The 13,828-nt window shown below is 45.0% G+C and carries 11 protein-coding genes and 1 tRNA gene; 6 read left to right on the forward strand and 6 right to left on the reverse strand.

What is annotated here, in order from left to right; genetic code table 11:
• Positions 1 to 289 precede the first annotated feature (289 nt).
• The 3 genes from AKL11_RS15125 (at position 290) to AKL11_RS15135 (ending at position 4,232) form a co-directional block, all read left to right on the forward strand.
• A complete protein-coding gene (locus AKL11_RS15125) occupies positions 290 to 2,167 on the forward strand; it encodes a baculoviral IAP repeat-containing protein (RefSeq protein WP_067518927.1) in 1,878 nt (625 codons plus the stop codon).
• 207 nt (positions 2,168 to 2,374) lie between these two features.
• A tRNA-Arg gene (locus tag AKL11_RS15130) sits at positions 2,375 to 2,451 on the forward strand.
• 128 nt (positions 2,452 to 2,579) lie between these two features.
• Positions 2,580 to 4,232 (forward strand): glycoside hydrolase family 15 protein, encoded by a 1,653-nt coding sequence (locus AKL11_RS15135; protein ID WP_067518929.1) that lies wholly within the window; start codon positions 2,580 to 2,582, stop codon positions 4,230 to 4,232.
• Between the two features lie 952 nt (positions 4,233 to 5,184).
• Here AKL11_RS15135 and AKL11_RS15140 read toward each other — a convergent pair.
• Complete coding sequence (locus AKL11_RS15140) at positions 5,185 to 6,639, reverse strand: hypothetical protein (protein WP_157673590.1); 1,455 nt, start codon at positions 6,637 to 6,639, stop codon at positions 5,185 to 5,187.
• Positions 6,640 to 7,274: 635 nt separating this feature from the next.
• Between AKL11_RS15140 and AKL11_RS26665 the strand changes: the two genes are divergently transcribed.
• Complete coding sequence (locus tag AKL11_RS26665) at positions 7,275 to 7,412, forward strand: transposase (protein WP_095210419.1); 138 nt, start codon at positions 7,275 to 7,277, stop codon at positions 7,410 to 7,412.
• The gene (locus AKL11_RS26480; protein WP_281180371.1) at positions 7,379 to 7,504 is read left to right on the forward strand and encodes a hypothetical protein; all 126 of its coding nucleotides are present in this window, start codon (positions 7,379 to 7,381) and stop codon (positions 7,502 to 7,504) included. The genes AKL11_RS26665 and AKL11_RS26480 overlap by 34 nt, the downstream gene beginning before the upstream one ends.
• A 727-nt stretch (positions 7,505 to 8,231) precedes the next feature.
• Here AKL11_RS26480 and proB read toward each other — a convergent pair.
• The 4 genes from proB to rplU form a co-directional block, all read right to left on the reverse strand.
• Positions 8,232 to 9,356 (reverse strand): glutamate 5-kinase, encoded by a 1,125-nt coding sequence (gene proB, locus AKL11_RS15145; RefSeq protein ID WP_067518934.1) that lies wholly within the window; start codon positions 9,354 to 9,356, stop codon positions 8,232 to 8,234.
• The gene (cgtA, locus tag AKL11_RS15150; RefSeq protein ID WP_067518936.1) at positions 9,353 to 10,567 is read right to left on the reverse strand and encodes an Obg family GTPase CgtA; all 1,215 of its coding nucleotides are present in this window, start codon (positions 10,565 to 10,567) and stop codon (positions 9,353 to 9,355) included. The genes proB and cgtA overlap by 4 nt, the downstream gene beginning before the upstream one ends.
• 281 nt (positions 10,568 to 10,848) lie before the next feature.
• Complete coding sequence (gene rpmA / locus AKL11_RS15155; RefSeq protein ID WP_067518938.1) at positions 10,849 to 11,109, reverse strand: 50S ribosomal protein L27; 261 nt, start codon at positions 11,107 to 11,109, stop codon at positions 10,849 to 10,851.
• 100 nt (positions 11,110 to 11,209) lie between these two features.
• Positions 11,210 to 11,521: a 50S ribosomal protein L21 gene (gene rplU / locus AKL11_RS15160; RefSeq protein ID WP_067518940.1), complete on the reverse strand. Its 312-nt coding sequence runs from the start codon at positions 11,519 to 11,521 to the stop codon at positions 11,210 to 11,212.
• A gap of 466 nt (positions 11,522 to 11,987) precedes the next feature.
• Here rplU and ispB point away from each other — a divergent pair, with 466 nt between their 5' ends.
• Entirely contained in the window at positions 11,988 to 12,965 is a 978-nt protein-coding gene (gene ispB / locus AKL11_RS15165) for an octaprenyl diphosphate synthase (RefSeq protein WP_067518943.1), read from the forward strand.
• A 276-nt stretch (positions 12,966 to 13,241) separates the two neighbouring features.
• On the opposite strand, the gene AKL11_RS15170 is transcribed toward ispB, so the two are convergent.
• Positions 13,242 to 13,828 (reverse strand): IS982 family transposase (locus tag AKL11_RS15170; RefSeq protein WP_157673629.1); only part of this gene is annotated, 587 nt, incomplete at its 5' end.

The raw sequence follows: 13,828 nt of genomic DNA on the forward strand, positions 1-13,828 counted from the left end.
AGAGTTTACGATGCTCGATAGTGCATAATAAGACGTTAGCCTTAATCACTTGCGGTACAAGGAGCTCCAAATGTCTATCTGAGCTTTAGGTGCTGACCTATCGATCAGAAATTGATAAAAACTGCCTTATTTAAGCTACAGTTCGTTATGTGTTGGCAGTAAACCAGCCAAAAATAGCCAAAACTTAACATTTTAGAGCTATTGGAAACCCTGATCGCAGTATTTTCAAGACTTTCGATATGTACGATAGTGCACGTCAAACTCTAAATTCGAGTAAAGGAGTTTACTTATGCAAAATATTCAAGGTGGTAATGTCCCAGGTAGTTGTCATTCTTCTACAAACGAAACCAGAAGAGTATCTGAAGAAGTTTCAAGATCAGCTCTGGGTCATTATGATGTGGGTATAAATAATGGCACCATTCGTCAAACACCTTCATCACATGTATCTATGCCTTATAGCACGAGAATTTTTGAATTTGAGTATTGTGGTGAAACCTATGTAGCACAAAGTTTCGACGAACTTCTAACTCATGAGTTTCTTCTTTCAAATCTTAGGCAGTCTGATAGTTATAGCGATTATGGTCAGTCTGTAGAGCAGATCGCCAGTGATGTTCGTTCAAGTGATTCTCTTAAAGAGCTCTTATTTGAAATAAACAATATTAGCGAAAGCACTATTACCAGAGAAACTCCGTGTCTTGTAAATAGGCAGATATCTATGAGAGATTTTGATTTGGAGGAAAGTAGTGAGCCTAATACTGGCACAGTAATAATATTTAATGAGGCGATGAGCGCTCAGGCTAATAGAGTACGTTCTTATAATAATGAAAATTGGCAAAATTCCAGACTTGGACCCAATTTTCCCTCTAACGTCACTGACCAAGAATTTATGGATAGTGGTTTTTATTCAATCAATGATCGAGATCGAGTGAAGTGCTTTTTATGCGGCGGTGGTCTTCAAAATTGGGGTAGAGACGAAAAACCAGATGATGAGCATGCTCAGAAGTATCCAAAATGCCGGTTTATCAGAGAAAAGCTGGGGGCCAGTGTGGTTGATACAATACAAAATGTTCTTACCCCTGAACAAAGGCAGAGTGTACAAAGTACTATTCCCGGTTATCAGTATTTATATTCTGAACCTACTAGTGGGCGGAATAACTTGAGGCAAGTGGTTTCAGGTCCAGAGTCTCTATTTGCTCCCGAGGATGAAATGCAATTTAACGCTTCGTCTTCGTCTTCGTCCTCACCAGTTTCGTGGGCTGGAACAGAGTTGCCATCAAATAACAGAACATCAAACCAGTATTCAGAAGAAAGTCTGTCAGTGAATGAAGCAAAAGTACTTCTTTCTAATATTATCAATCATGATCAAATGGCAAAGCTCAGCTATCTGGAATCTAAGGTTGACAGTGCTCGTCTGGATACTAATACATATAAAGAAATTCTTAATAGTTTACTTAAAAAACCTGATCTTATTGGAGAGGTCACTGAAATCATTGATAGTATGTTATCAAGAGATTGTGGAGACCATACAGCGGAAGTTTGTGACCAAATAAAAGTAAGATTTAAAGCTGCGTCACTGACAGAAGATGTTTGTAATAAATTTGGAGGTCTTGAATGGTTTCCATTGCTTTATAAATCAAAGCTTCTTTTTCATGAAGATCAATTAATACGGGTTTTGGCTAGGCATAATTTACTTGGCAATAGAGAATCAACTGAAATTAGAGGGTATGTGAAAAATCAACTTTCAACAGATGCTTGTGAGTTTGCTGAAAATCATATCGAGCAGCGTTACTCTGATTATGGGCGTAGTCCTGTCAGAAATTGTTATAACAGATTAAAGGCTGATTTTAGTCAGGCAATAAGCGATAAAGGTCTGTTCAAACAATACCTTGTTGATTTGTGCAAGGATGATGGTTTCCTCACGTTTATCAGTCACCATGATGAAGAGTTCTCACAATGGTTAACCAAGGAAGATAGTAACTTTGAAGGGTTAATGGATGACTATGAGAGTAACATGGGTGCTTCCAGCTCTAATGAGCAGGGCTATCTTGCAGCATCAGGACAGCTTAGGGAAACTAGGGAACATGTTCGTTCAAAAGCAATAGAATTCTTTTTGGGATCAAAGGTAGATAATTTATGGAGTTTGCTTGTTTTACAGACTCATCGCTAAAATAGAGTTCATATATTACGCAATACGCCAACTTGATGTGTCCAAAAAGTGTCCACCAAACTGAACAAAAACCACTTTCAGCAACCAGTTTGGTCACTTTTTGCATATCCATGCTTGCGTAACCCATTGATTTACATTATATTGCTTGCGGTGTCGGTGTAAGGCTTCGAATCCCTCCCTCACCGTCAGATCAACATTGTTCATAACGCACTCGTAGCTCAGCTGGATAGAGTACTCGGCTACGAACCGAGCGGTCGAAGGTTCGAATCCTTCCGAGTGCGCCATATCAGAAAGCCCTGCTTGAACAAAGCAGGGCTTTTTTTATGCCTTTCTAAAAATATATCTTTTCTCTAGCGTACATCTTCTGTTGTCTATACTACTGATACCTATTTACTGTCGTTAGGTTTCTGTAATGAGGTATTCCCCGTCAATCGCTATTCGCTCCATTCTCTTTATACTGGTTTTTGGGTTTCTGTCGATAGAAAGCCACGCCACATCCTCTCCCGAGACAAAGCAACAAGTTGAAAATTACCGGAAGGTACAAACCTATTTATCGAAACACCCGCCTTACCAATCAGTGCTGGCGGCGGAAGGTCGTTTTATTAATGTATTTAATCCCGAACTGCTGCCGTATATCAAGGCGCCGCTAAACGCCAAGCGGTTCCGGAAACTTGAGAAACTTATTCTTCCTCATCTGACCATCAACCTCACGTCAAAAGGGTTTGCCCAAGCGGCAGAGCGGGTGGCGGAAGGTGAGAAAGATGACACAAATTACAATGCGATCTGGGTCAGGGATTCTGGCTGGATATTCTTCTCCATGCTGGAGCGCGGGCAAGTGAACGCACAAGAAAAAGAAAAGGCTCGCCGATTGATTCTTGCCTTGTGGGATTACTATGCAACGGATCGCCAGCTCAAACGAATGAAAGCGGTGATTGATAATCCCAAGCTGGCCAACCAGGGAACCATGAACGTGCTGCATATTCGTTTTGATGGTAATTCACCTTCATTGGATGACGTCTACGTCAATGGCAAGCCCCAGAACTGGAATCACCGACAAAATGATGCCCATGGTATTTTCCTGATGGCAGTGGCAGAAGGGTGGAGTAAAGGGTTAATCAAGAAAGCCGATTTGACGCCAAGCCGCCTTAAAGTGCTCAGCCTTTTCCCTGCCTATTTTAACGCCATTGATTTTGCAACATTTGAAGATGCAGGTGCCTGGGAGGAGATCAGCAAAGTGAATACCTCTTCAGTGGCTTTTGTTGTAAGAGCAATGGAACTCTGGGGCAGTGTATTAAAAGCGAATGCAGATTTGCAGAACAGCATTGAACAAGCGGCCAAAAAAGAGAAGGTTAAATGGAGTAATAAGCTGCTGAATCAGTTGGTCGACAAAGGATACGCTACCATCAAACGACAGTTGACCATGGGCGGAGAATCACCGGATTACCCACCCACTGACCTGCGTTTTCGTCGGGCAGATGCCGCATTGTTTAACCTGATTTTGCCAACGCCATTGGCAAGGCTTAGCCAGAATGAAAAACGTCAAGTGGTCACTATTCTGGAAAGACTTGAGCGACCTTTCGGCATTATTCGTTACGCCAGAGACAGTTACCAGAGCGGCAACTTCTGGATAAAAGCGCCGGGAGCCAGCAAGCATAAAGATGCCCCTGCGCTCACCGGAGATGCATCATCAGAAACGCTGTTCCTTGCCCGCTTAGCCAACTTGATTCCGGATACCGAAGCCCAATGGTTTTTTGATTCCAAACTGGCAATGATTCGCGCTCATCTGGCAGAGGGAGAGAAAGATAAACTGCTGCAGTTGCAGGATGTTTTCTTTGCTCAGGTTCATTTGAAACGAGCGCTGGGCCAAGTGACCGGTAGCTATGGTAAAGCCGGACTGATAGCTGCAGACGGCAACTCTGTTGCTGATTGGAAAGTTCCTGAATCTATCAACTCTGTTAAGATTGGTGATGAGCTGCATTATCTTCCCTCTCCGATTACTCCTCTGAATTGGGCAAAGGCGTCCTTATCTATGGCATTAGGGCGCGTAGAGTTTCTGCTGAAATAAAAAAGTCATGGTGTACGGACGGGCCAGTAATGCTGGCCTGTGGATAAAATGAATGGTCTATTCAAGAAAGAAAGGACAGCAATATTTTGAGTGAAAGCTAATCGCCGTAAAGGGTTGACTCACAAAGAAAAAAGGAAGAAAAAAAAGACAGCCACAAACAGAATAAACCAAAACTCACTTGAAACCATCGGTTTTATTTTGGTTTTGGCTTAACCGGTTTTCTGAGCACCTCTTCCTCCTCGTCAAGAGACGTCTTGGTATGGAGTCTGTCGGCTAACTCGACTGGTTTTTGGTTAATCTGCACGCAGAAGGCTTTGACATTCTTCACCAGTTCATCTTGGGTGCTATGACAATAANGCTACAGTTCGTTATGTGTTGGCAGTAAACCAGCCAAAAATAGCCAAAACTTAACATTTTAGAGCTATTGGAAACCCTGATCGCAGTATTTTCAAAACTTTCGATATGTACGATAGTGCACGTCAAACTCTAAATTCGAGTAAGTAGTTGACCAAATGGAATCATATTTTCTGAGTAAGTGGTCAGTCTCTCTCGGTAACTGCTCTTTCGTTACAACTCTAGTCACATAGCTACCACCCGAAGGGTAAATACCCATAGAGCACAAGGGTTATGCTTCCGCCTTTATGCCCTTTGGATATTGCATAGTAACTAACCACTCACCCATAAATATTCGATTCCATTTACACAACTACTTAAGTTAAGCGATTTTGTATTTTTGCACATTGATTTTATTCAAAAAACAAATACCGGCAACTTTAAACACATCAATATATCAATAGATATTTATAGCCAATATCACTGCAAGCCTTGAAGTAAAATCGCAATGAATGGAATTGAAGACTCAAATACGAATTATCGTACTCGTTCGCATGCCCCGACTTTAATAACTATCGATATATTAAATTCAAGACTCGACACCCATGCTCGATTACTTCTACATTCCCATCAATTCGTCATCGTCGTACGATGAATCAGAATCATTATCTGCTTGCCCCAGGAGTTGGCCTAAACCAGGAAAAGATGAATTACACGATGTATTTTTTGAAGAACGCGCGGCGTCACTGGTGCCATTGCCTGAGCGTTCATCCGAATCAAACCAGCTGGCATCTTCAGCTTTAATCTCTGAACACATCACATGTACATGCCCAACTCTCATATTACCAAGGCATTTGAAGCAATGATTTACTTTACCATTTGACGCCATAGAGCATATGCCAGTTCGACCATCCTCTCTCTCTACTTCAATCTTATAACACTTCAATTCAGAGCTATGTTTAGTTTCAATCTGTTCAACAGCTGAAAGCATTGTATTAATTTCTGCTTTTGTATATTTACGATCCTTCTTCTGAAAGTCCTGAATACCCCCGATTCTTCTATTACGAGCCGCCGCCGCCCCTACTACTTTATCAGAAGCCCGAGAAGGGGAACCCTTCAGTTCATTCAAATATAATTCCATGCTGGCTTTGTTTGCTTCCGAATGCTCCTTGTAAGCATTGATATTAGACTCTCCACCAAAGCCTGCTATGTTTCCCCGTTTAACGATATTGCCTCGTTTTGTGTTGGATACCATTCTTAACTGTGCACATAACATGCTTGATTCAGACCAAGAAGGCGTCATCAAAGCTGAAGCAATAAAGCTTGTACTGCCATCGGCATTTGTTATCATTTTTTTGGTTGTTATATCATCGTATTTGTAGATGCTTTTTGGAGCAGCCTCACTACCTTCCTTAAGGGCGGTATGTCTATCAATTACCCATAAATCACTCATGTTAGCCTTTCTTTTACCGCCTATTGGTAACTGTTTATGCTTATTCCCCTCGATATCATCATCAGCTTTGTTCACATAGGAGCCATGGTGATCTCTCGATTTTTCTTGTTCTGGACTTTGACCTGGAATACTCGTTGACTTAAAGTCGGTGGCACCGGAAAACTGACTATTCTCGGCACTGGAACTACCAATACTAACACCGGCGGGTAACGCGGAATTAGCTAGCAATCCTTGTGAATTCTGTGCTGCCTCTACCCTATCATTTACCGCACTATCTACCGGACTTGCCCAACGCAATCTGGCCATTTTCATTGGCACATCAACTTCTAGGATACTTTTCCATTCTTGATGAAATCCTTCAATTTGAATAGCACCGGAAAGAACACTGATCAGATGTGTTATATCATTCTTGGTATTTAAATGAACGTCGTGTTTACGAATTTCGGATACTATATGTTTGATTGCTTCTGCTTCACAGTTTTCTGCTTTACGGCCATGAAACATTTTACTTATAGAGCTTGCCACTAGTTCATTTCGTTCCTTTTTCGGAACCTTATGCAAAAGTTCTACTAGTCCCTGTGTATGTACACTTCCTTTATTTACACTTCCCGATGTATTCATGCTTCAACCTACCTTATTATTTCATGTCACACCCAAAATGGAATCGAATATGTCTGGGTAATTGGACAGTTACTATACGAGACACAACTAAGGGAGCATATCCCTACTCCCTTTCAGTGCTAAGTAGTTAACCATTTGCTTTCGAATAAATCACTGACCGACCAGCAAGTATTACTGACATTGTGACTGCTTGAGTTAACAGTAGATCGAGGCAAACACAATTAGCCATAACCTCTCCATAACTATTGCAGCACATGTCATCAGCTGAATTAGTATTCAATCGGTCAGGATTATTCGATTACATTTGATCAACTACTAAGCTATGTGACCGAAGATGTAACACCTCAACGCGACTGACCATTTGATCAGAAAATGTGCTTTCACTTTTGGTTAACCACTATAAAATGGGACAATTGTATAATAAAAAAGTTCATCTTTAATCTAAACGTTAGCTCCATAAAATAAAAACAATGAACCCCAGACCAGTGTCCGGCCCAATCAATGTAAAAAAAATGTGAAGTGGTTTAATGACTTAGGACACCTCGTTAAGCACAATAGTGCAGTTAATGATGAGGTAGAAAGTGACAAAGCAGCGTAAAAACTATTCTCCGGAATTCTAGCGTAAAGCTATTGCCATGGTAGTCGAGCAGAATCAGGCTGTAACAGTGGTCGCCAGAAGACTTAGCATCAATGACAACAACCTGAGACGCTGGATACGCGAACAGGATGAAAAAAGGAAATGTCTTTTCCAGGCAAAGGGCAGCAAGCTTTGACGCCTGATCAGCAGCGAATAAAAGAACTGGAAGCTGAAAACCGTCAGTTGAAAACGGAGCAGGAAATATTAAAAAATACCCAAAGGGCATAAAAGCGACGGCCTTCTTCGCGAAAGACCTGTAGTAAGATTTGCATTTATACAACAGGAGAAGGAGGCCTACCCAGTGCAGGTACTCTGTAAAGTAATGCAGGTTGGGCGCAGTGGGAAAGCCCGCGCAGATTCTTCAGTGTGACGGGTTCTCCAAGAACCACCAACAATACCCTCATAAACAATGGCAGGAAGACTTCTTCCCGGAAGGCGCGTAAGTCAGACGATCTTACGGCTGTATTGACAACTCCAAAGCCTTTAATTTCGACCATCAAGACTTGATAATCGGGAAGAAGAATTCTTTGCGACTGCTTGCCTGAAAAATTCAAAAGCACACACCGCTGTGGTGGAATCCCAAAAAGATCTCTCCAGCATTTTTTTGAAAAAGTGTGCGAGAAACTTAATCCAGAAAATCCCTATGCAATGTCAGTTCTGACAGGGGACTCTTTCAACTCCGGATCGTCAGCAAGCGCCTGAGAACCATATCAGCAAAGTGCCTTATTGGCGGAGAAAACTTCTAACACCTTTAAATACAAGGAATTTGAAGCATTTTATACCAAGAACAAAGAAACAGAATCCGGTGAAACCCATCCGGGGTTTGCGGTTTTTCTGTACAACACCAGGCGCATTGTAATGGACGACACCCCTTGAACGCCACAGGAACGACGTCACGGCCCGCTTTCAAAACCTCACAGTAATAGCACCAAACGGCTCACCGGGAATACAAGCATCAAGACAATACCATGTTATCCCGGTGGATCAATTCCGGCTCACGCTGATAACCAAGAACCTCACCAATCTGATGACTGGCTTTTCCGGCAATTCGCCCTGTCTCACTGGCATTGTAATTAATCAGCCCCCGGGCAATTTCGTTGCCGGTCTCATCAATACAGGCAACCATCTCACCGCGATAAAAATCACCTTTTAACGCTTTAACACCAACAGGTAACAGGCTTTTTCCCTGTCCTTGCAATACTCGCACCGCACCGGCATCCAGGATCAGTTCTCCAGCCGTTTTCAAATGCCCTTGGAGCCACTGTTTACGGGCGGCCATGGGCGCCTTTTCCGGCAATAGCAGCGTTCCCAGCCGCTCACCATCAAAAATTCGGGTAATGGCATTTTCAGAACGACCTCCGACAATCACCGTTGCCGCACCGGACGCCGCCGCCTGGCGAGAAGCTCTGAGTTTAGTGAGCATACCACCGCGACCAAGGCGACCACTGCCACCACCAGCCATTGCATCCAGCGAAGAGTCTTTCGCTTGCACTTCACCAATCAGTTTTGCATCAGGATTACTTCTTGGGTCAGCGGTGAATAAACCATCCTGATCCGTCAGAATCACCAGAACATCCGCTTCAACCTGGTTAGCCACTAATGCGGCTAACGTGTCGTTATCACCGAAACGAAGTTCATCGGTCACAACCGCGTCGTTTTCATTAATAATGGGAACAACACCCATTTCCAGCAATGTTCGCAATGTGCTGCGAGCATTTAAATAGCGCTTGCGATTACTGTGGTCATCGTGGGTCAGCAATACCTGAGCCGGCTGAACGCCAAACTTCTCGAAACTGTTTTCCCACGCCTGCACCAGACGAGCCTGACCCACCGACGCAGCGGCCTGCAACTGATGCAGCGCTGTCGGTCTATCCTGCCAGCCCAGTTTTTCCATTCCGGCAGCCACCGCGCCGGAAGACACCAAAACCACCTCAACCCCTTGATCCCGCAGGTGACACATCTGGCTCACCCAGCCATCCATACGACTGAGATCCAACCCCTGACCTTCGTTGGTCAACAGTGCGGAGCCAATTTTAATCACCCAGCGGCGGGTTGCCCGTAACCGCTTGCGCTCACTCATACGTAGAAAACCTCGACATCATGATCATCATCATCGTCGTCATCGTCATCGTCATTCCCAGATTCCTTCGCAGCCTTCTTGGCTTCACGCTGAGCACGACGCTCTTCTGCCACTTGACGCATGCGCTCACGAGCTTCTGCTTCCATTTTGGCAAGGCGTTCTTCTTCTTCGCGAGCCAAATCTTCGTTCTCTTTTTGCTCCAGAGCACGCTCTTCAATAAAGGTCATGATGTTCTGACAGAGAATCTCTGTGCCTTGCGCGCCAATGGCAGACGTTTGATAAACCGGACCTTCCCAGTTCAGCTCATCAATAATGCGCTGACAAACCGCTTCACGCTCATCTTCCGGCAGCAGATCCACCTTGTTCAGAACCAACCAGCGATCTCGACCAGCCAGCGTTTCACTGAACTGTTCCAGTTCGCTGATGATCGCCTTTGCTGATTCAGCAGGGTCACTACTATCAAAAGGCGCCACGTCCACAAGGTGGAGCAATATACGACAACGTGCCAAGTGCTTCAGAAAGCGAATACCCAGACCCGCACCTTCGGCAGCGCCTTCAATCAAGCCGGGAATATCGGCAATCACAAATCCACGATGGCGATCTACCGCCACCACGCCCAGGTTTGGCACCAGCGTTGTAAACGGATAATCCGCCACTTTTGGCCGCGCTTGAGACACCGCACGAATAAACGTGGATTTGCCCGCATTCGGCATACCCAGTAAACCCACATCCGCTATCACCTTCAGCTCAAGCCGAAGATCACGACGTTCACCTTCAGAACCCGGACTGGTTTGACGAGGCGCACGGTTCACACTGGATTTATAACGGGTGTTACCCAGACCGTGAAAACCGCCCTGAGCCACTTTAATGCGCTGACCAACATGGGTCAGGTCGCCGATAACTTCTTCGGTATCGTTATCCACAACCGTGGTACCCACCGGCACCTTCAGCTCAACATCATCACCCTTGGCACCCGTGCAGTTACGGCCACGGCCAGACTCACCACCGCGAGCCTGATAGTGTTTCTGATAACGAAAATCCACCAGCGTGTTCAGATCGTTTTCAGCAATTACATAAATGCTGCCACCGTCGCCACCGTCGCCGCCGTCAGGACCGCCTCTTTCAATAAATTTTTCACGACGGAAGCTCAGACAGCCATTGCCACCCTTGCCGGCCTGAACCGTGATTGTTGCTTCATCTACAAATTTCATAATCTAATTCTCCTGCAACTGTCAGTGCAGTACTGCGACCTGCCAATGCCTTCAAATAAATACTCAAACACCGTTGGCCGTTTTCCGTTGTCCGTTGTCCGTAAAAAGCACAAGCGGATTAGCTTTTACGGACAACGGTCAACGGATAACGGAAAGCGTTTCAACCGCAGTCAAACGGTTACGAAAAGCATGCATTTGGAGGCACTGTCCTATATACACAAAAGCCCCGCAACAGCGGGGCTTTTTAGTGACCATCAGCAGAGCTAATGATCAAAGCACAATTATGCAGCTTCTACTACGCGAACATATTTACGCTTGTTGGCACCTTTCACTTCAAACACAACCTTACCGGCTGTTTTAGCGAACAAGGTGTGATCCTTGCCGATACCTACGTTAGCACCCGCGTGGAACTTGGTTCCGCGCTGACGAACGATGATGGCACCCGCCTGGATAGCCTGACCACCGAAGATCTTGACACCAAGGCGTTTACTTTCTGAATCGCGACCGTTACGAGTACTACCGCCAGCTTTTTTGTGAGCCATCTTGCTCTCCTTTTATCCCGGACCTGTCGCCAGCTACCACACCAGAGACCGTCCTTAGAAGTCTTCAACAGATCCGGTAATCGGACCCATCAGCAATTTATTAACCAGCGATACTGGTGATCTTCAGCTCAGTGAACCACTGACGGTGGCCCATTTGCTTGCGGTGGTGCTTACGACGCTTGAACTTGATGATCTTGATTTTTGGGCCGCGACCGTGGCTGAGTACTTCAGCAACAACCTTGGCACCTTCGATCAGAGGTGCACCAACTTTCAGCTCTTCACCGTTAGCGATCAGCAGAACGTCGCTGATTTCCAGGCTTTCACCGGCAGCAACGTCCAGCTTCTCAACCTTCAGGAATTCTCCTTCGGTTACGCGGTATTGCTTGCCACCAGTTTTAATAACTGCGTACATGATTTGATCTCCGAAAATCCTTAAGAGCCTCTTTGTCAAAGGCATCCATCGATTCCAACAAGTGACTGCAGTAATCAATGGAATTTTTAGCTATCTAAAAACCACTTCCCGGTTTAACCCGATAAGACCTGAACATGCCTTACAGCATCAGGGATGGGCGGCACCTCATGTGTTGAACAATCTTTGCCATTAAAAGCAGAAGCTTATCAACAATCCATGACAAAACGGCACACCGCACCGGATTTTCAGATAGGGGCGCAAATTTTAAGGAAGTCCAGCTCTGCTTTCAAGTGTTAAGACAATTTAATATCAAACCCTGCATTCAACGGGCTACGGAATTCACCATAAGGCAGGGATTTCCCACCTCAACACCCCTGTATCATTACTTTCCGAAGTCCGTGCTATTGACAGTTGCAGTAGCACTAAATACGATGCCTCTTTTCGCCCCCATCAAAGCAACCAGCCGATGCCGGACAAACAACAAGCTTCTTTTCAGATCGCCGTTCAAGATGATTTCCAGAGAGTCAATGAATGCATTCATAAGCAATTGCACTCAGACGTTGTGCTGGTCAGCAAAATTGGTGAGTACATTATTCAGTCCGGCGGCAAGCGGCTGCGCCCTCTGCTGGTGCTGTTAACCGCCAGAGCCTGCGGTTATAACGACCACCATCATATTCCGCTGGCGGCCATTATCGAGTTCCTGCACACCGCCACATTGCTCCATGATGATGTAGTGGATGAGTCGGACCTTCGCCGCGGCAAAGATACTGCAAATGCTTTATGGGGTAATGCGCCCAGTGTTCTGGTAGGCGACTTCCTGTATTCCAGAGCGTTTCAAATGATGGTGGGGCTGGAGAACTTTAAATTACTTCATATTCTTTCTGAAGCCACGAATGTGATTGCTGAAGGTGAAGTCATGCAGCTGATAAATATCCATGATGCTGATCTCTCCGAGGAAGATTACATGGAAGTGATTCGCTGCAAAACGGCCATGCTGTTTCAGGCCTCGTGCCAAACTGCCGCCATTCTCTGCAAGGTCAGCCCTGAACTTGAAAAGAATATGGCCGACTACGGCAATTATCTTGGTATCGCTTTCCAGCTGATCGACGACCTTCTGGACTACACCGGCGATGCTGAAGCCATGGGCAAAAATCTGGGGGATGATCTGGCCGAAGGCAAACCAACTCTGCCGCTAATCTATACCCTGAAGCATGGAACACCAGCGCAACAAACACTGGTTCGTGAAGCCATTGAACAAGGTGGCCGGGAAAAAATTGAAGAAGTCATTGCTGCGGTTCAAAGTTGTGGGGCACTGGATTACACCGCAGCTAAAGCCAGAGACTTTGCTGAAAAGGCTAAACACTGCCTGCAGAAACTAGCAGACAGTGAGTTCAGTTCAGCTATGGCAGATCTGGCGGACTTTTCAGTAGCAAGGAGCCACTGATTACAAGGAGCTGTCACATTCAGCTTCTTGGTTTACAGGGATAAAGTTCAATCACACCTCTGCATTGCAGGCAGATAGCACGAACACCCCAGAGGTAGAATTAACAACCATAATGTAACTGAGAACCCGATAGCAACGAGCCCTCAGCAGCAGGAGAGATGATTAATAACTACTTATAAAGATACGCGATGTTCGACTTGCAGATTTTTAACTTTGCATGGAAGTAAGTCCAACTAAAACTTTAAAAGCTGTACCAAAGTGGAGTTTCACTGATTTTTAAGCAGCAGCAATCAGGCTTTCAAACTGAATCGGTGCTTTCCCTGCACTGATATTCAGATATGAACCCATATTGTGTGCCAAAAGCTTCCTGGCTATACGCGAAGTCATATGCCACCTGTCTCGACAACGGCACCTTTCGATTTCAAATTGTTCTGCCAGCTGGCCAATAACTGTTTCAATCCTCCGTCGTACCCGCATGATTAATTTCACAAACGACTTTGGTCTATCATCTTTCATGTTTTTTCTTAGTGGTGTCTGTAGGTCGATACCTAACCCCCGGCAGTCTTCTTTGAACTCTGGTCGTATATACCCTTTGTCACCTAACAAAAGTCCGGCAATGATATCCATCATGTCATAAGCAGCGTCACGCTCATCAATATTAGCGGCAGTCAGCGTAAATCCAACGGGAATACCGCGAGCTTCAACCAGTAGATGYCCCTGAAATCCGTAGAAATGCTTATTCTTTGAGGCACAGTAACCGTAGCCAGCCTCCCCTTTAAAGACTTTGCTTCTGGGCGCTCTTGTCCTTACAGCGACATCAATTGGAAAGCCGTCAATCAGGTGAATATCTGCATTATCAGCAT

Origin of the sequence: Endozoicomonas ascidiicola, assembly GCF_001646945.1 — a bacterium.
In the GTDB taxonomy this organism is placed as follows: Bacteria; Pseudomonadota; Gammaproteobacteria; order Pseudomonadales; family Endozoicomonadaceae; genus Endozoicomonas; species Endozoicomonas ascidiicola.